Annotated in this window: 16 protein-coding genes; 8 read left to right on the top strand and 8 right to left on the bottom strand. The window is 71.9% G+C overall.

The features are described from left to right. Both ABZ749_RS10365 and ABZ749_RS10360 read right to left on the bottom strand, forming a co-directional pair. A partial coding sequence (locus ABZ749_RS10365) for a phospho-sugar mutase (RefSeq protein ID WP_357225600.1) occupies positions 1 to 1510 on the bottom strand: 1510 nt, incomplete at its 3' end. 48 nt (positions 1511 to 1558) lie between these two features. Next, entirely contained in the window at positions 1559 to 3628 is a 2070-nt protein-coding gene (locus ABZ749_RS10360; protein WP_357225597.1) for a protein kinase, read from the bottom strand. A 206-nt stretch (positions 3629 to 3834) separates the two neighbouring features. Here ABZ749_RS10360 and ABZ749_RS10355 point away from each other — a divergent pair, with 206 nt between their 5' ends. Both ABZ749_RS10355 and ABZ749_RS10350 read left to right on the top strand, forming a co-directional pair. Next, a complete protein-coding gene (locus ABZ749_RS10355) occupies positions 3835 to 5418 on the top strand; it encodes a methylmalonyl-CoA mutase family protein (protein WP_355009484.1) in 1584 nt (527 codons plus the stop codon). 529 nt (positions 5419 to 5947) lie between these two features. Continuing rightward, positions 5948 to 7207 carry an amidohydrolase gene (locus ABZ749_RS10350; protein ID WP_355009483.1) on the top strand — a complete coding sequence of 420 codons (1260 nt, stop codon included), beginning with the start codon at positions 5948 to 5950 and terminating at the stop codon, positions 7205 to 7207. On the opposite strand, the gene ABZ749_RS10345 is transcribed toward ABZ749_RS10350, so the two are convergent. Continuing rightward, positions 7164 to 8126, bottom strand: a complete 963-nt coding sequence (locus ABZ749_RS10345; protein WP_357225593.1) for a DUF4349 domain-containing protein — start codon at positions 8124 to 8126, stop codon at positions 7164 to 7166. The two genes, ABZ749_RS10350 and ABZ749_RS10345, sit on opposite strands and share 44 nt — an antisense overlap. 93 nt (positions 8127 to 8219) lie before the next feature. On the opposite strand from ABZ749_RS10345, the gene ABZ749_RS10340 reads away from it, so the two are divergent. From ABZ749_RS10340 to ABZ749_RS10325, 4 genes are all read left to right on the top strand, one after another. Next, a complete protein-coding gene (locus tag ABZ749_RS10340) occupies positions 8220 to 8852 on the top strand; it encodes an MBL fold metallo-hydrolase (protein WP_357225589.1) in 633 nt (210 codons plus the stop codon). Positions 8853 to 8856: 4 nt separating this feature from the next. Continuing rightward, positions 8857 to 9840 (top strand): hypothetical protein, encoded by a 984-nt coding sequence (locus ABZ749_RS10335; RefSeq protein ID WP_357225585.1) that lies wholly within the window; start codon positions 8857 to 8859, stop codon positions 9838 to 9840. Between the two features lie 104 nt (positions 9841 to 9944). Continuing rightward, a complete protein-coding gene (locus ABZ749_RS10330) occupies positions 9945 to 10679 on the top strand; it encodes a hypothetical protein (RefSeq protein WP_357225581.1) in 735 nt (244 codons plus the stop codon). A gap of 62 nt (positions 10680 to 10741) precedes the next feature. Beyond that, positions 10742 to 11701: a GNAT family N-acetyltransferase gene (locus ABZ749_RS10325; protein ID WP_357225576.1), complete on the top strand. Its 960-nt coding sequence runs from the start codon at positions 10742 to 10744 to the stop codon at positions 11699 to 11701. Between the two features lie 75 nt (positions 11702 to 11776). Here ABZ749_RS10325 and ABZ749_RS10320 read toward each other — a convergent pair whose 3' ends face one another. Further along, positions 11777 to 12232, bottom strand: coding sequence for a gamma-glutamylcyclotransferase (locus tag ABZ749_RS10320; RefSeq protein ID WP_355009477.1), 456 nt, complete (start codon positions 12230 to 12232; stop codon positions 11777 to 11779). 106 nt (positions 12233 to 12338) lie between these two features. Here ABZ749_RS10320 and ABZ749_RS10315 point away from each other — a divergent pair, with 106 nt between their 5' ends. Then, positions 12339 to 13742 carry an NAD(P)H-quinone dehydrogenase gene (locus tag ABZ749_RS10315; protein WP_112588199.1) on the top strand — a complete coding sequence of 468 codons (1404 nt, stop codon included), beginning with the start codon at positions 12339 to 12341 and terminating at the stop codon, positions 13740 to 13742. Here the strand turns inward: ABZ749_RS10315 and ABZ749_RS10310 are convergent. From ABZ749_RS10310 to ABZ749_RS10295, 4 genes are all read right to left on the bottom strand, one after another. Next, on the bottom strand, positions 13720 to 14355 hold the full coding sequence (locus tag ABZ749_RS10310; protein WP_357225570.1) for a DUF998 domain-containing protein: 636 nt from the start codon (positions 14353 to 14355) through the stop codon (positions 13720 to 13722). The two genes, ABZ749_RS10315 and ABZ749_RS10310, sit on opposite strands and share 23 nt — an antisense overlap. 152 nt (positions 14356 to 14507) lie before the next feature. After that, positions 14508 to 14840 carry a helix-turn-helix transcriptional regulator gene (locus ABZ749_RS10305; protein ID WP_112588195.1) on the bottom strand — a complete coding sequence of 111 codons (333 nt, stop codon included), beginning with the start codon at positions 14838 to 14840 and terminating at the stop codon, positions 14508 to 14510. Beyond that, entirely contained in the window at positions 14837 to 14989 is a 153-nt protein-coding gene (locus ABZ749_RS10300) for a hypothetical protein (protein ID WP_357225565.1), read from the bottom strand. Before ABZ749_RS10300 ends, ABZ749_RS10305 begins: the two co-directional genes overlap by 4 nt. Before the next feature lie 142 nt (positions 14990 to 15131). Beyond that, the gene (locus ABZ749_RS10295; protein WP_357225561.1) at positions 15132 to 15761 is read right to left on the bottom strand and encodes a DedA family protein; all 630 of its coding nucleotides are present in this window, start codon (positions 15759 to 15761) and stop codon (positions 15132 to 15134) included. Positions 15762 to 16269: 508 nt separating this feature from the next. Here ABZ749_RS10295 and thrS point away from each other — a divergent pair. Next, positions 16270 to 17507, top strand: a 1238-nt coding sequence (gene thrS / locus ABZ749_RS10290) for a threonine--tRNA ligase (RefSeq protein ID WP_357225558.1), incomplete at its 3' end; no start/stop codon positions are given.

Here is a 17507-nt window from a genome sequence, read left to right as displayed (position 1 = left end):
CCCGGGCCGCCGCGGTCCGCAGGATCACCACGTCCGACTCGGGCAGCAGGTCCCGGACGCTGTCCACCGGCTGCCCGAGCAGGGTGGCCGGGGTGACCGCCCGGATCCGGGCCATCGCGTCGGCGATGACCCGCAGGTCGTCCACCCGGGCGGAAAGCTGGTCCGTGTGGTGTACGCCGAACTCGGCAGCCAGCTCGTCCAGCCGGTCGGTCAGCGTGCGACCTTGCGTCTTCAGGCCGGCGGCCAACTCGGCCACTGTCAGCGCGGCGGTGATGCCGTCCTTGTCCCGGACGTGTTCCGGGGCGACGCAGTAGCCGAGCGCCTCCTCGTAGCCGAAGACCAACGGCGCGCTTCCTCCGCCGGCCCGCACGATCCACTTGAAGCCGGTCAGCGTCTCGTCGTAGGGCAGGCCCCGGGCTGCGCACATCGCCCGCAGCAGTGACGACGACACGATGGTGGTGGCGTAGAGCCCGGTCACCCCCCGGCGCATCAGGTGATCGGCGAGCAGGACGCCCACCTCGTCGCCCCGCAGCATCCGCCAGCCGTCGCGGTCCCGGACGACCACCGCGCAACGGTCGGCGTCCGGGTCGTTGGCGATGGCGAGGTCCGCGCCGGTGGAGTCGGCCAGGGCGATCAGCCGATCCACCGCACCCGGCTCCTCCGGGTTGGGGAACGACACGGTGGGGAACGCCGGGTCCGGCTCGGCCTGGTCGGGCACCACCCCGGGGGTCGGGAAACCAGCGCTGGCGAAGGCGGCGGTGAGCACCGCCGCGCCCACCCCGTGCAGCGGGGTGTACGCCACAGTCAGGTCCCGTGGCCCGTCCGGGTCGATCACCGCGGTGGCCCGTTCGACGTACGAGGCGACCAGGTCGTCGCCGAGCACCTGACCGGGCTCGCCCAACGGCACCTGGGCCAGCGGCCCGACCGATCGGATGGCGGCCTCAATACCGGCGTCGGCGGGTGGCACGATCTGCGCGCCGGCGCCCAACTCGCCGCCCAGCTCCGCGCCGAGGTAGACCTTGTAACCGTTGTCCTGCGGCGGGTTGTGGCTGGCCGTGACCATCACGCCGGCGACACCGCCGAGGTGCCGCACGGCGTACGCCAGCACCGGGGTGGGCAGCGGGCGGGGCAGCAACAGCGCCGGCCGGCCAGCGCCGGTCGCCACCTGGGCCGTGCGCTCGGCGAACTGCCGGGAGCCGTGCCGGGCGTCGTACCCGATCACCAGCGGACCGGTGCCACCCTGGGCCGCGAGCCAGGTGACCAGGCCGGCAGCGGCCTGGGTGACAACGGCGAGGTTCATCCCGTTCGGGCCGGCGCGCAGCGGGCCGCGCAGGCCCGCCGTGCCGAAGGTCAGCGGGCCGGCGAACCGGTCGGCCAGCTCCGGGCCGCTCGCCGGGAGACCGTCGAGCACCGCCGTCAGCTCGTCCCGGCTGGCCGGGTCGGGGTCGTCGGCCAACCAACGCCGGGCTTGCTCGCGAATGTCGTCGATGTCAGTGCTGTCCGCCGCCATGCCCCTTGATAGCACGGCGACGGATCATCCCTGTGGGTTCCCTCCGGCTCAGCCGTTCCCGGTGAGCTGGAACGTCCGTGCCATCTCGTCGAAGATCGCCTTGCTCTCCGCGAACTTGGCGTCCGTGGCGGTGAGGTAGAACGAATACGCCTTGCCGTCCTGCGCGACGCCCCGCCAGACACCGTGCCGCATCGCGTCACCCGCGCCGCAGGTGTACTCGAATTCGGCTGCCGGCTTGCTGGCCAGCTCGGTCTCGGTGGAGGAGATCTGGTTGTACGGCTTGACGCAGGAGGTGCTCCGGGTCTTGAGGCCGTTCTCGGCCGTCTCGGCCCACCGGACGGAGCTGCTGGTCCACTTCTCGGTGATGATCCGGACCTTGCGGCCGCTGTCGGCCGGGTCGATGTAGTCGGTGTACGAGCCGCCGGTGGCCTTCTTCCAGCCCTTCGGCACCATGACCTGGATTCCGCGGGCCGTGTGCTCCTGCATCTCGACGGTGGGGGCCGCCGGGGCGGACGCGGTGGGCTGCGCGGCCGGGGTGCTCGGCGGGGCGTCGTCGCCGCCGGAGAGCGCCACCGCGGTGAGCAGCAGCACGACGACCAGGCCGCCGGCCGCGGCGAGCTGCACCTTGCGCGGCCAGCCCTTGACCGTGGTGACGAGCTGACCACCGGTGGCCCGGGCCTTGTCCAGCGCGCTGCCGCCCGAAGCGGCGGGCGTGGTCGCCCAGGGTTGGCCGGTGCCCGGCACCGACCACTGGTTGCCGCCGCCGTAGGTGCCGCCGACGCGCTGGGTGGCCTCCGGTGCTGCGCCGCCGTACCCGACCTGCTGGGTGGCATCGGCCGGGCTGCCGTAGCTGACCCGCTGGGTGGCGTCGGGGTGCCCGCCGGCGTCCACCCGCTGGGTGGCGTCCGCGTTGCCGCCGTAGGTGCGCCCGGCCGCCGGTCGGCCCGTCGTCGGCATCGCGCCGGTCGGCGTGTGCAGCGGGCCGGCCAACGCGTCGGCGCTGGTCTCGTCGAGGCCCCCGCTGGTGCCGGCCGGGCGAGCTGCCGCCTGCGGGCGCTCGCCCCGGCGCAGCGAGGCCAGCCGGTCGGTCAGGGACTCGCCCGGGGCCAGCATCGCCTTACCGCCGATCTGGCTGTCCGGCTTCGGCTCCGGCTGGGGCGGCGGGAGGACGGGGATGGGGCGATGCTGCACCGGCACCACGGCGTACGGGTCGGTGACCGAGTGCACAGCCGTCGCGGTGCTGCCCAGCGGGCCGGCGAGCAGCTCGCGCAGCATGGCCCGGGAGGTGTGCACGTCGAGTCGGCGTGCCGGGTCCTTCTCGAGCAGACCCATCAGCACCCGGGTCAGCGGGCCGCTGCGCTGCGGTGGGGCGGGCGGGTCCTCCACCACGGCGTGCATGGTCTCGATCGGGTCGCCCTTGTCGAACGGGGGGCGCCCCTCGACAGCTGTGTAGAGCGTCACACCCAGCGAGAAGAGGTCACTCGGCGGCCCGAACTCCTGGCCCATGGCCCGCTCGGGCGAGATGAAGTGCGGTGAGCCGAGCACCATGCCCGGGGTGGTGAGCTGCACGTCGGTGGGCATCCGGGCGACCCCGAAGTCGGTCAGCACGCAGCGCCCGTCGGTGCAGATCAGCACGTTGGCGGGTTTGACGTCGCGGTGCAGGACGCCGATCGCGTGCGCGACCTCCAACGCGCCGAGCAGCGCGATGCCGATCTTGGCGACGGCCCGGGGCGCGACCGGCCCGTCCTCGATCACCATGTCGGCGAGGCTGCGGGCGTCCAGCAGCTCCATCACGATCCACGGCCGGCCCGCCTCGGTGACCACGTCGTACACCTGCACCACGGCGGGGTGCTGGATGGCGGCGGCGGCGCGGGCCTCGCGCAGGGTGCGTTCGTACATCGCGTCGCGGTCGCTGGGGGCCAGCCCCGGGGGCAGGACGACCTCCTTCACCGCCACGTCACGGCGCAGCAGGGTGTCTGTGGCGCGCCACACCGTGCCCATGCCGCCGTTGCCCACCGAGGACCGCAGCGAGTACCGGTCACCAATGGTGGTGCCGGGCGCCGCTCGTCCGTTGGCGGGACTGACTGGTCCGCCGCTCCACGTCGGGATCTGAGTCACAGAAAAGCCACCGGGGGAAATCGAGGGGGGCTGGGACACAACCCCCCTATCTTGCTGGTTCCGACGCCGGATGCGAAAGCCGACGCGGCGGACGTTTGTCGAAGTCGACAGAACGTGCCCTGTCGTTCACCTGGTGTCGACCGGTCGGGACGCACTGTGCGGTATCCCTCACCCGGCGACGTGGCCAGGCGTCCTACCATCCGGGGATGAACCAACGGCGGTCAAGTGAGTCCGGTTTTCCGATCAACGGCGTCTACACGGAGGCCGACCTTCCGGAGGAACTGGACTCCCGGCTCGGCAGCCCGGGCGAGTTTCCGTACACCCGGGGTGTCTACCCCACCATGTACACCTCCCGCCCGTGGACGATGCGCCAGTACGCCGGCTTCGGCACCGCCACCGAGTCCAACGCGCGGTACCACCAGTTGTTGCGGGCCGGCACGATGGGCCTCTCGGTCGCGTTCGACCTGCCGACCCAGATGGGCTACGACTCGGACGAGCCGATCGCGCACGGCGAGGTCGGCAAGGTGGGTGTCGCGATCGACTCCATCGAGGACATGCGGCTGCTCTTCGCCGACATTCCACTGGACAAGGTGTCCACCTCGATGACCATCAACGCGCCCGGTTCGGTGCTGCTGCTGCTCTACCAACTCGTCGCCGAGGAGAACGGGGTGCCGGGCACGGCGCTCAACGGCACCATCCAGAACGACATCCTCAAGGAGTACATCGCCCGGGGGACGTACATCTTCCCGCCGAAGCCGTCGCTGCGCCTGGTGGCCGACACGTTCGCGTACTGCCGCAGCGAGGTGCCGAAGTGGAACACCATCTCCATCTCGGGCTACCACATGGCGGAGGCCGGCGCGACGCCCGCGCAGGAGATCGCGTTCACGCTGGCCAACGGGGTGGAGTACGTGCGGGCGGCGCTGGCCGCCGGGCTCGCCGTCGACGACTTCGCGCCCCGGCTGTCGTTCTTCTTCGTGGCCCGCACCACGCTGCTGGAGGAGGTGGCAAAGTTCCGCGCCGCCCGGCGGATCTGGGCTCGGCTGATGCGTGACGACTTCGGCGCCAAGGATCCGAAGTCGATGATGCTGCGGTTCCACACCCAGACCGCGGGCGTGCAGCTCACCGCCCAGCAGCCGGAGGTGAACCTGGTTCGGGTGGCGGTGCAGGGTCTGGGCGCCGTGCTCGGTGGCACCCAGTCGCTGCACACCAACAGCTTCGACGAGGCGATCGCGCTGCCCACCGAGAAGGCGGCCCGGCTCGCGCTGCGTACCCAGCAGGTGCTGGCCTATGAGACGGACCTGACTTCCACCGTCGACCCGTTCGCCGGGTCGTACGTGGTGGAGGCGATGACCGCCGAGATCGAGGCCGCCGCCGTCGAGTTGATGGAGCGGGTGGCCGACCACGGCTCGGCGGTGGACGCGATCGAGGCCGGGTTCCAGAAGCGGGAGATCGAGCAGTCCGCGTACCGGATCGCCCAGGAGATCGACTCGGGGGAGCGGGTGGTGGTCGGGCTCAACCGGTTCACGGTGGACGAGGAGGAGCCGTACGAGCCGTTGCGGGTCGACCCGACGATCGAGGCGGCCCAGGCCGACCGGTTGGCCCGGTTGCGCTCCGAGCGGGACGCCGACGCGGTGGCACGGGCGCTCGCCGATCTTCGGGCCGCCGCCGAGGGTACGGAGAACGTGTTGTACCCGATGAAGGAGGCACTGCGGGCTCGGGCGACAGTGGGTGAGGTCTGCGGGACGTTGCGTGAGGTGTGGGGGTTGTACCGCCCCACCGACCGATTCTGAGCGTCCAGCCGTGACTGCGGCCTCGGGGCGAGCCGCGACTGCGGCATCGGGGCGAGCCGCGACTGCGGCATCGGGGCGAGCCGCGACTGCGGCATCGGGGCGCGGTGTGTCCGGCGCTCTCAGCGGGTATTCGGTCGGTTGAGCCGGGACGCACACCCTGTGCGCCCACGGCGGGTGGGTGCGTGTGAGCGTCCTTATCCGGCTCGTTGCGCTGTGTGGTCGGCTAATTGTCGGAGTGTCAGTTCATCACACCGACTAATGCGACAATTTGGCAACGGGTCTCCGACTGTCGACTGGGATTCGGAACCGCAGCGATCGGTTACGCGTTGTAGGAGGTGAGGGGCTGATGACGGCATTCGACCGTGATCTACCTGCTGTCCCTCACCTTGACGAGCGGCCCCAGCAGGGCATACGTGACTCTGCGCGGTCCGATCATTACCGTAACGAGGTTGCGCAGCGTCACCGTCGGAGGTCTAGGCTGTCTGCTGTCCCCGATGATCCATCCATTTCTAGTGATCGAGAATTCGACGTGACGAGTGCGTTGACGCTGCCCACGAGTGGCCAGCTGGCGTCGTCCTGGCCGGAGACGCCACCGGGATCCGAGCCCCTGCCCCGCGAGCTGGACCACCTTCTCGCGCTCCGGGTACCGGGGCTGATCGCTACGCGCCGTCACCTCCACTCGCACCCTGAGCTTTCCGGCAACGAGTTCGAGACGGCCGCGCTGATCGCCCGGGAGTTGTCGCTGGCCGGGCTGAGCCCGCGCCTGCTGCCCAAGGGCAACGGCGTGATCTGCGACGTCAACGGCAGGCCGGACGGCCCGGTCGTGGCGCTGCGCGCCGACATCGACGCGCTGCCGCTGGACGACCCCAAGGACGTCCCGTACCGGTCGACCGTGGAGGGCGTCTGCCACGCCTGCGGGCACGACGTGCACACCTCGGTCCTGCTCGGCGTCGGCATGCTGCTGGCCCAACTCGCCGACCTCGGTGAGCTGGACGGTCGGGTCCGGCTCATCTTCCAGCCGGCCGAGGAGATCCTGCCCTGCGGTTCGCTGGAGGTCATCGAGGCCGGCGGCCTGGACGACGTGGTGCAGATCTTCGCGCTGCACTGCGACCCGAACCTGCCGGTGGGCCAGGTCGGCCTGCGGGTCGGCCCGATCACCGCGGCCGCCGACAACGTGACCGTCCGACTCTCCGGCCCGGGCGGGCACACCGCCCGCCCGCACCTGACCGTCGACATGGTCGACGCGCTCGGTCGGCTGATCACCGAGGTGCCGGCCCTGGTCAGTCGCCGGGTGCCGGCCAACAGCGGCCTGCTGCTGGTCTTCGGCCACGCCTCGGCCGGCACCCGCTACAACGTCATCCCGTCCGAGGCGAGCGCGTCCGGCACCCTCCGGGTGATGGATCGCGACACCTGGGAGAAGGCTCCCAAGATCGTCGCTCAGGTGGTGCGGGACGTGATCGCGCCGACCGGTGCCACTGTCGACCTGGAATACCTGCGCGGCCGGCCGCCGGTGTGCAACGACGCCCGCGCCATCCAGGTGCTGACCGCCGCCACCGCCGCCGCCCTCGGTCCGGACGGGATCGCCGAGACACCGCAGAGCATGGGCGGCGAGGACTTCTCCTGGTACCTGGAGTACGTCCCCGGTGCCCTCGCCCGGCTCGGCGTGGGTCGCGCCGGCCCCAACGTCGACCTGCACCGGGCGAGCTTCGACGTGGACGAGCGGTCCATCGCGGTCGGCGTCCGCGTCATGGTGCAGACCGCGTTGCGGGCACTGGCGGCGGCGCGCTGACCGGCGCGACCGGAGCCGAGGGCTTGCGCCGTCGGCGCAGCACCACCAGCAGCGCCACCAGCGGTACGCCCAGCGCCACCAGCCACGGCAGCAGTGCGCCCAGCACCGTGAGCAGGACGGTCATCGAGACGACGAACGCCTTCCAGCCGCCCCTGAGTCCGACCAGGAAGCCGGTCTCGGCCTTCTCCTCGGTGTCCTTCGCCGCCGGCCCGGCCAGCGACACGGTGATCGTGGAGAGGGCGGTCAGGTCGGCCAGGCGTCGCTTCTTGGCTTCCAGCGAGGCCAGGTCGGCCTCCCGTCGACCCAACTCGTTCTCCAGCGACACCAGGTCGGTGATCGAGGTGGCCCGGGACAGCAACCGGCGGGCGCTCTCCACCCGGGCCCGCTGACTGGTGATCCGGGCCTCCAGGTCGACAGTCTCCTCGGTGACGTCCTGAGTGTTGATCTCCCGGCTCTGCTGCCGACCGAGCTTCGCGATCTCCTCCACCACGCCGGTGAACTTCGCCGCCGGCACCCGCAACTCCAACTCCGCCACCGCGTCGGCGTCGGCGCTGTGCCGCTGGTCGCCGCCGACGAAGCCGCCGGCCCGACCGGCCGCGGCGGTGGCCTCGCGGGCGGCAGAGTCCACATCGTCCACCTGCACCCGCATCTTTCCGGTGTAGATGATCGCCCGCTGGTCGACCCGTAGGTCGGGTGCGCCCGCGCCGGCCCCCTCCGGTGCGCCCGCGGCGGCGTCCCGGTTCACCTCACCGCCGTTGGCGGCTGGCGCCTCGGCCGCCGTGCCCGCGCTGTCCTGCGCCCCGCTGTCGCCGGCACCGCACCCCGTCAGCGCCAGGGCCGCCGCCAGTGTCGTCGCCGCCAGCAGCGCACTGCGGTGTCGTCCCGCCTGTCCGTCCATCCCCGCTCCCATCGTCGTCAACCGGTGTGGCGATAGCTCGGACGCGACGCGCACACCGGCTGGTTCCGGCAGACTGCGCTGAGGACGTCACGATTCGATAATCGAGGAGTCACGATGCGGCTCACCAAGTACGCCCATTCCTGCCTTCGGGTGGAACACGACGGGGGAGTGCTCGTCGTCGATCCCGGGGTGTTCAGCGACCCAGCGGCGGCGCTGGACGGTGCGGACGCGGTGCTGATCACCCACGAACACCCCGACCACCTCGATCTGGCAGCGGTGCGCCTCCAACTCGACCGACAGCCGTTCCCGATCCACGGGCCCGCCTCGCTCGGCGAGGCCCTGGGCGACGCGGCCGACGTGCTGCGCCCGGTCAGCGTCGGTGAGTCGTTCACCGCCGCCGGGGTCGCCGTGCGCGCGTACGGGGGGCGGCACGCCGTGATCCACCCCGACATCCCGGTGGTCGACAACCTCGGTTACCTGATCAACGACGTGGTCTACCACCCGGGCGACTCCCTGGTCGTGCCCGACGAGACCCCCGTCGACACGCTCTTCGCGCCGATCCACGCCCCCTGGTCGAAGTTTTCCGAGGTGGTCGACTTCATCCGCGCGGTCGCGCCACGGCGCGCGTACGCCCTGCACGACGCGTTGCTCAACGACAAGGGGCTGGGCGTGCTCGACAGGCAGTACACAGCGCTGTCCGGCACCGAGTACCAGCGACTGGAGCCCGGTAGCCGGGTGGACGTCTGACCCGATGCCCGGCCTCTCCGCGGAGCTGGTGCAGCAGCTCTACCGCACCCCACCGGACCGGTTCGTGGCCGCCCGGGACCTCGCTGTGGCCGAGGCCCGCCGGGCCGGCGACGCGGCCACCGCCCGGCAACTGGCCCGGCTGCGTCGCCCGACGGTGGCCGCCTGGTTGGTGAACCTGCTCGCCATCGGACGCCCGGAGCTGGTCGCCGATCTGGTGCAGCTCGCCGACGCCCTGCGAGTCGCCCAGCGGGAGTTGCGGGGGCCCCGACTGCGGGAGCTGTCAGCGCAACGCCGGGCGGTGGTCGGCGCCCTGGTCGCCGAGGTTCGCAAGCTCGCCGCGGCCGAGCCGGACGCGCCACCGGCGAGCCGGCTGCCCCTGGCCGAGGTGGAGGCGACGCTGAACGCGGCGTTCTCCGACGTCGAGGTCGCCGAGCAGGTGCGGGCGGGCCGCCTGCTGCGGGCGGCCAGCTACGCCGGCTTCGGCGAGGTGCCCCGGCCGCAACTGCGACTGGTCACCGACGATGACGAGGAGCGCGAGGAGGAACGCCCGGCCCGCCGACCCGGCCCCCAACGGGGCCGTCCCGAGGCGGCACCGCGTACGGACCGGGCGGCCGAGCGTGCCGAGCAGGCCGAACGGGCCGCACAGCGAGCGGCCCGAGCCGAGCGGGCCCGGCAGCGCCGCGCCCTGGACCGGGAGTTGGCGAAGGCCCAGGCCGACCAGGAGCGGGCGGAGACCGAGCTGACCGAGGCGACCGGGCAGGAGCGCGACGGTGTGGCCGTACTCGATCGCCTTGAGGCCGAGTTGGCCGAGCTGGAGCGGCGGCGCGCGGTCGCCGAGCAGGATCTCAGCCGGGCCAAGCTCGCCCGGCGTGCCGCCGAGCGGGCGGTCACCGTGGCCCGGCGGCGTGCCGGTGAGGTCGAGGCGGCGGTCGAGGCACTGGCGGCCGAAGAGGGGGATGCGGACGCGGGCAATGGCGCGGCAGACTGAGCATCGATGGACGACGACGAGTGTGCGCGCCCTACACGGCGAGTGGCCCCGGGTCGGGGCGTGGTCGTGGTCGCCGGGCCGGGTTGCCCGAGCGGGGCGGCGCGGTGACTCCGGAGCAGGTCGCGGCCGCCAGTAAGCCTGTCGTGCTCGACCTGGGCGACGCTTTCAGTCGAGACCCGACCACGTTGCGCCGGGCCCGACTGCTCGGCATCTCCGGCTGGGCCTTCTACATCAGCGGCCGGGCCGGCGCGCTCGGCGGTGTCCGGGCCGAGACGGCCGCCGCCTCCCTCGGGTTCATCGCCCCGGACGCGGTCGCCGATGGTTGGGACGCCGCCGCCCGGGTCGTTCCGCCGTTCGAGGTGGCCGCCGCGAGCCTCGCCGAGTGCTGCCGGTGGGGGGCGCAGCAGCTCGGCCCGCTGCCCGGCACCGAGCGCCTGTCGGCGCTCGTCGAGCGGGCGGTGGTGGCGGCGGAGGCCAGTGGGATGCCGCTCTTCGCCGCGTGGCGGGCCATGCCGCTTCCGGATCTCTCACCCGGGGCTCGCAGCGCCGCCGGGCTGCGGCTGCTCCGGGAACACTTCACCGGCGCCTACCTGCTGGCGGTACGCGCGGCCGGGATGACCCCGCTGGAGGCCGTGCTGTCCGGGCCGGAGGGCGAGGCCGGGGCGGTGGCCTGTGGCTGGCCGCCGCCGTACCCGCCGATCGGGCCGTTGGTGCGCCGCCGGCTCTGGGCGGAGGCGGTGACCAACCGACTGGCCGCGCCGGCGTTCACGGCCCTCGGGCCCGCCGACGGCGCGGAGTTGGTGGAGTTGCTGCACCGTACCCGGGTCGACCTCGGCTGAGCCTCCCGTCGGCCGGAAAAATGGGCGGCGTCGGAGCGGATCGGCTGCCAGGATGTCCTGCCGTGACCCTTCCCGCTGGTTGGACGACGCGCCGACCCACCCTCGACGACGTGCCGGCGATCCTCGCGGTGGTGCACGCCGCCGACACCTTCGCCATCGGTCATCCCGACTTCGACGCCGAGGACGTCGCGGCGTCGCTGACCGCCCCCCACTTCGACCCGATCCGGGACTCCTGGCTGGCCATCGACCCCGACGACACCGTTGTCGGCTGGGCGACGGTGGACAACCCGACCGGGGTGGGCCGGGAGTTCGTGGAGGTCTACGTCGATCCGGTACGGGCCGCCGCCGTCCGCGCGCCGTTGCTGCTGCGCCAACTGGACCGCGTCGCCGAGCGCGCCGCCGAGCGGGGGCTGCCGTCACTCACCGTCCGCTGCGCGGTCTTCGCGCCGGAACGTGACTGGGAACACGCCCTGCGCGGGCTCGGGTTCGCCCTCGTCAAGCGGTACGTCCGGATGAGCCGGCCGCTGGACGACCTGCCCGACGAGCCGACCGGGCCGTCGGCGGTGACGGTGCGGCCGGTCCGCCCGGACGACGAGACCGATCTGGTGGAGTTCCACCGGATCTACGAGGACGCCTTCGGCGACACCCCGGACCACGAGCCGCTGTCGTACGAGCGGTGGCGGGCCCGGATCGGCGACCTGACCGCCTGGGACGAGTGGTTCGTCGCCGAGGTGGACGGGGTGCCGGTCGGCGCGTTGCAGTCCTCGGACCAGGCGCTCGACCAGCAGTCGGGCTGGGTGAAGAGTCTGTCGGTGCGGTCCGCGTACCGTCGCCGGGGTGTGGGTGCGGCGTTGCTGCGCCGCGCCTTCGCCCGCTACGCCGAGAAGGGGCGGCGTGCGGTCGGCCTGGGCGTCGACCTCACCAACCCGACCGCCCCGCTGTCGCTGTACCGGTCGGTGGGCCTGCGGGAGACCCAGTGGACCGACATGTACGAACTTTCCGTGCCGGCGGCCGGTGTGTGATTGACGACCCCGGTCCGGCCCGACCGGCGCTCCGCTCGACGGCGGTAGCACACTGGGGGCGTGCGATACGCGCTGCTACGCCGAGGCGGTGCCGGTGGGGCGGGCCCGCAGCTCGGTGACGTAGTCGTCCGGGGCGCCCGCCTTCTCGGCGGCGTTCGCGATCTCCGACAGGTACCAGGAGGTCGGCAGGCCACCCTCGTACCCGTTGAAGACGTAGATCCAGGCGGTCACGTCGCCGTCGAGGGTGGAGACCCGGACGTGCAGCTTGCGGTACGTGCCGGCGGTCACCCCCTCGAGTTCGTCGAGTTGGCCCGCGTCGTAGGGGTGGATGTCGTAGAGCGCCACGAAGACCCGGTCGCCGGGAGATTCGACGAGGGTGCTCACCGCGCCCTCCCAGCCGATCATGTCCGCCCCGGCGAAGGTCAGCCGCCAGCCCTCCAGCCAGCCGGTGCCGACCATCGGCGAATGCGGACAGTAGGCGCGCATCCGGGCGGGATCGAGATTTGAGCCGTAGGCGGCGTGATGACGCACGGCGATGACGATAGCCCGGCCGACGGGTGGGGGAGAATACGACAGTGCGTGTCGAATGCGCTCGGGAGAAGAAAGTCACTGTGAGCATGGACGAAGGGCGAACGCTGTGAGCCGGATCGTGATCATCGGCGGAGGGCCGGCCGGGTACGAGGCGGCACTGGTCGCCGCCCAGCTGGACGCCGATGTCACAGTGGTGGAGGCCGACGGTGCGGGTGGTGCCTGCGTGCTCTCCGACTGCGTACCGTCGAAGACCTTCATCGCCAGCTCGGGGGTGGTCACCGGCTACCGCGACACCGAGGAGTTCGGGGTGCACTCGGACGGCCTGGAGGCGGTCACCGTCGACGCGCGCGCGGTGCACGGGCGGGTCAAGCGGCTGGCCCTGGCGCAGTCCGCGGACATCCACGCCAAGCTGCTGAAGGCGGGAGTCACCTTCGTGGCCGGCACCGCCCGGCTCGGCGAGGACTCTCTCGGGCACACCCACCGGGTCGTCGTCACCCCCGCCGACGGCGGCGAGGAATACTCGATCGACGCGTCCACCGTGCTGGTGGCCACCGGCTCGACGCCCCGTCAGCTGCCCACCGCCGTACCGGACGGTGAGCGCATCCTGACCTGGCGACAGGTGTACGACCTGCCGGAGCTGCCCGAGCACCTGATCGTGGTCGGGTCCGGCGTGACCGGCGCGGAGTTCGCCAGCGCGTACCTGGCGATGGGGGTCGAGGTGACCCTGGTCTCCAGCCGGGACCGGGTGATGCCGCACGAGGACGCCGACGCCGCCTCCGCCATCGAGCGGGTGTTCCGCAACCGGGGTATGGAGATCCTCAACAACTCCCGGGCCGACGCGGTCCGGCGTACCGCCGACGGTGTCGAGGTGGAGCTCTCCGACGGCCGCAAGGTGACCGGCTCACACGCGCTGATCACCGTCGGTTCGATCCCGAACACCGCCAACCTGGGTCTGACCGAGTACGGGGTGGAGCTGGGCCGGGGCGGTTACCTGACCGTCGACCGGGCTTCCCGGACCAACGTGCCCGGCATCTACGCCGCCGGCGACTGCACGGGCGTGCTGCTGCTGGCCAGTGTCGCCGCCATGCAGGGCCGGATCGCCATGTGGCACGCGCTCGGTGAGGCGGTCCGCCCGCTGCGGCTGCGTACCGTCGCGGCGAACGTCTTCACCGACCCGGAGCTGGCCACCGTGGGTGTCTCGCAGGACGAGGTCGACGCGGGCAAGGTGCCGGCCCGGCAGGTGATGCTGCCGTTGTCCGGCAACGCCCGGGCCAAGATGGACGACCTCTCCGACGGTTTCGTGAAGCTGTTCTGCCGTCCCGCCAGCGGTCAGGTGATCGGCGGTGTGGTGGTCGCGCCGAAGGCCAGCGAGCTGATCCTGCCCATCACGATGGCTGTGGAGAACAACCTCACTGTCAATGAGCTGGCCCAGACCATCACCATCTACCCGAGCCTGTCCGGCTCCATCACCGAGGCGGCCCGTCAGCTCATGCTGCACGAGCTGGAGTAACCCGATCGACGCGTGCGGGCCGGGTCAGGCTCGTCGCCACCGTCACCAGGACCGCCACCTCGGCGAGGATCAGGAGGCGTTCGGCCAGGCCGATGAGCATCCGGTCGCCGGGGTAGGCGGACCAGATCATCGCCGCCGCCAGGGCCAGGCTCAACAGGACCAGGGCGCGTAGCGTCCGGGCGGCGGGCGTCAGGTCGGGTCGGCGGGCGAGCAACCAACCGGCCACCGGCAACGCCAGGAAGGCGATCACCGACGCGTACCGGTGCAGGTAGGCGGCGGTGGTCATGGCGGTGCCCGGCTCGTTCGTCGGCACCACGGCGGCCAGCAGCAGCCCACCCACCCACGCGCCGAGCAGCAGCTCTGCCGTTCGACCGGAGCGCGGTCGGGGTGGGCTGGCGCGGCGAAGTCCGTACAGCAACGCCACGGTGGCGAGCGCGAGCACCACCATGGCGATGTCGATGACGCCGCCGCGGTCGGAGACAGCGAAGTCGCTGATGGTCAACGCCCACGGGTTGAGGTCGTCGTTGACTTCGAGGTGGCCGATCACTGTGAGCAGCGCCGCCAGGGCGATCCCGCCCAGGGCCAGCAGGCCGGTACTCCGGGTAACAGGCATGCCTCAGCCTGTCGCCGCACACACCCCAGCCGAATCCGGGACAGCCACCGAAATAGTCCCCCGGGACCACCCCTAGAGGCCTTCCGGCAGGTGGCCGTCACGTGCTTATGCGCATCCGTGAACTTCCGATGGTCGCGACGACCTACGCCAGGTCAGGCGACGTTCAGCTGGATGTTCCCAATGCGGGCGACGACGTCGAGATGACCACCCAGGCCGGTGACGTAGGCGCGGAGTGATTCCAGGCTGGTGTGCTCGCCATTCTCGATCTGGCTGATCCTCGCCTGCGTCAGCCCTGCCGCCTCGGCCAGTTGCACCTGAGTCATACCCAGGTGCTTGCGGATCTCCGCCAGCTGCGCCCCACTGACCGCTGCCAACATCTGCTCACGGTGTTGAGCGCGCCGGGAGATCCTGTCCGGATCTGCCCAGGATGGATCGAGCGCGCGGGCCTTCGCCTTGACGTCCTGCCAGTCAGCTCCATCGGTCATCTCTGTGTTTCCCTCAGCCTGGAGAGGTGCTCCTGAAACCGGTCGTCCACCAACGGGACCGCCGTCTTGTACCAAGTCTGCCACTGGCCCGACTTGTCGCCAGCGACCAGAAAAACAGCTTCTCGAACGGGATCAAAAGCGAAGATCATGCGGACCTCCGTGGAGCCAGTCGACCCAGGTCGCAGCTCCTTCACATGGTGGAAGATGCCACTCCTCGACCTCAGGATGAAGTTTGACGTCCCACATGCTGCCAATATAAGTGCAGCTTATACCCCGCAGATCCAACGACACTCAGTCGATGGGGACGTCGACCGCGGCGACTGCGGCGGCGGCGCGGGCGTGGCGGGCGCTGACCACTGTCATCGCCCATCCGGCGGCGGCGAAGCCGGCGGCCGCTGCGGTGGCGATGATGGCCAGCCGCCAGGCCGACTCGGTCAGGGCGGTGCCGCCCAGGTGCCCGACCAGCGCGCCGTAGGTGGCCCAGCCCAGCGCGGCGACGGCCTCGTAGATGACGAACAGGCGGTACGGGTAGCGGCTGCGCCCGGCCGAGAAGCAGGCCGCCATCCGCCCGCCGGGTACGAACCGGCAGAGCAGGATGACCAGCGGCCCAGGTTGTCGCAGCCCCTGGGTGACCCGGCTGGCCACCCGGCGGGCGCGGCTCAGCTCGGCGTGCCGGGGTGGCCGCCGATCCGGTGCGCTGCGCCCCAACAGGTAGCAGGCCAGGTCGCCGGCGAATACGCCGAGCGCGCCGACGGCGATGGTGACCGGCAGGCTGAGCCCGCCGTAGACGGTGAGCGCACCACTGGTGATCATGACGATCTGGGTGGGGATCACCGGCACGAAGGCGTCCGCGATCAGCAGCGCGAGCAGCACGAGGTACGCCCACGTCGGCGACGCGACGTCAGTCAGAAGTTCGGGCACGCCTGCCACCTCGCCGAATGCGGCCGATTGGGTGTCTTGAGCCTGACGTCGTGTCCGGCGTCACGGTGGACGGCCCCGGCCCGTCGTGACCGTCGACACGACTGGGCCACCCAGCTATAACGAGGCCGATCGGTGCCGGGTGACGGTTTCGGGGGCTGTTCCACCCGTTCGAGGCGGGCGGCAGAACGCCGTTCGTCGGCGTACCGTTGTCGGCGCGGCCACGCCCGTCGGGTCCCCCGTTCCTGACGATTCGGCCGCCAGGGCCGCCGGCGGGTCCCGCGCCGGCGGCCCACCCCTCCGCCGCGAAATCCGGGTGCATCCCCGGTGGTCGCGCGGGTACGGTCGCCACATGCGCAGCGCGGTAGTGATGACCACGACGCCGGGTGTCCCCGGCGCGCCGCTCTGACGTAACCACAGTCGACCAGGCCCCGGGGCGATCCGCCCCGAGGGCAGCGCGCCGAACGGAGCTCAGGTCGCCTCCGGGTCGTACCCGATCCAGGAGCCCGACATGATCGACCACCGTAGGCTCGGCCGTGAGCTGGACCTCTTCGTCTCCGACCCGCTGGCCGGCGCCGGCCTGCCGATCTGGCTGCCGGCCGGTGCCGCCGCCCGGCATGCCGTCGAGGAGTACGTCCGGGAGTTGGAGCGCCGCTCCGGCCACCAGCACGTCTACTCGCCGCCGCTGGGCAAGCGGGAACTCTTCGAACTCTCCGGCCATCTCGGCTACTTCGCCGACGACATGTTCCCGCCGATGCGGCTGAGCGCGGACGACGAGTTCGTGCTCCGGCCGGCGCTCTGCCCGCACCACGCGCTGGTCTTCCGGGCGCGGGGCCGTTCCTACCGGGAGTTGCCGTTGCGGATCGCGGAGCTGGGCGGGATGTACCGCTCGGAGCGCTCCGGTGTGCTCGGCGGGCTGTCCCGGGTACGCGCCATCTCGCTCAACGACGCGCACACCTTCTGTGCCCCCGAGCAGGTCGGCGCGGAGGTCGTCGAGATCCTCGGGCTGATCCGTGCCGCGCACGCCGCGCTCGGTGTCCGGCCGGCCGGGTTCCGGCTGTCGCTGCGCGGGCCGGGCGAGAAGTACGTCGGCGACGACGCCCAGTGGGTTCGCGCCGAGGAGTTGCTTCGGGAGGCGCTGGCCGGGATGGAGTACGTCGAGGCACCGGGGGAGGCTGCCTTCTACGGTCCGAAGATCGACATCCAGATCGTCGACGCCGCCGGCCGGGAGTCGACCATCTCCACCGTTCAACTGGACTTCGACAAGCCGGAACGGTTCGACCTGTCGTACACCGACTCGGACGGCAGCCGGCGTCGCCCGGTGATGGTGCACCGCAGCCTGGTCGGCAGCATGGAGCGGCTGTTCGCGTACCTCATCGAGGTGCACGAGGGGGCCTTTCCCGCCTGGTACGCGCCCGTCCAGTTGGTGCTGCTGCCCGTCGACGACGGCCAGGCCGACGCGGCGGCCGACCTGGCCCGACGGGCTCGCGACGCCGGCCTGCGGGTCGAGGTCGACGCCGCCGGCTCGCTGGGCGCCCGGGTACGGGACGCGGCCCGCCGCCGCGTCCCGTACCTCGGAGTGCTGGGAGCCCGGGAGGTGGCCGACGGCCACCTCGCGCTGCGCCTGCGCGGCGGCCGCGCCCTGGCTCCGATGCGGTCAGCCGACGCCCGTCGCGACGGTCGCCGGTGGCACGGTCCCGGACGGCGCGGTCGTGGTGGGCACGCCCACGAGTTCGCCGCTGGTGGGCC

The sequence above is a fragment of the Micromonospora sp. NPDC047753 genome, assembly GCF_040642735.1.
Taxonomy (GTDB): Bacteria; Actinomycetota; Actinomycetes; order Mycobacteriales; family Micromonosporaceae; genus Micromonospora.
This window is presented reverse-complemented; position numbering and strand designations above follow the sequence as displayed.

Bases quoted from the DNA above. Each gene is read 5' to 3' on its own strand.
- ABZ749_RS10340 (WP_357225589.1), top strand. From the start codon at position 8,220: ATGCGGCTCACCAAGTACGCCCATTCCTGCCTTCGGGTGGAACACGAC.
- ABZ749_RS10300 (WP_357225565.1), bottom strand. From the start codon at position 14,989: ATGATCTTCGCTTTTGATCCCGTTCGAGAAGCTGTTTTTCTGGTCGCT.
- ABZ749_RS10305 (WP_112588195.1), bottom strand. From the start codon at position 14,840: ATGACCGATGGAGCTGACTGGCAGGACGTCAAGGCGAAGGCCCGCGCG.
- ABZ749_RS10335 (WP_357225585.1), top strand. From the start codon at position 8,857: ATGCCCGGCCTCTCCGCGGAGCTGGTGCAGCAGCTCTACCGCACCCCA.
- ABZ749_RS10310 (WP_357225570.1), bottom strand. From the start codon at position 14,355: ATGCCTGTTACCCGGAGTACCGGCCTGCTGGCCCTGGGCGGGATCGCC.
- ABZ749_RS10355 (WP_355009484.1), top strand. From the start codon at position 3,835: ATGAACCAACGGCGGTCAAGTGAGTCCGGTTTTCCGATCAACGGCGTC.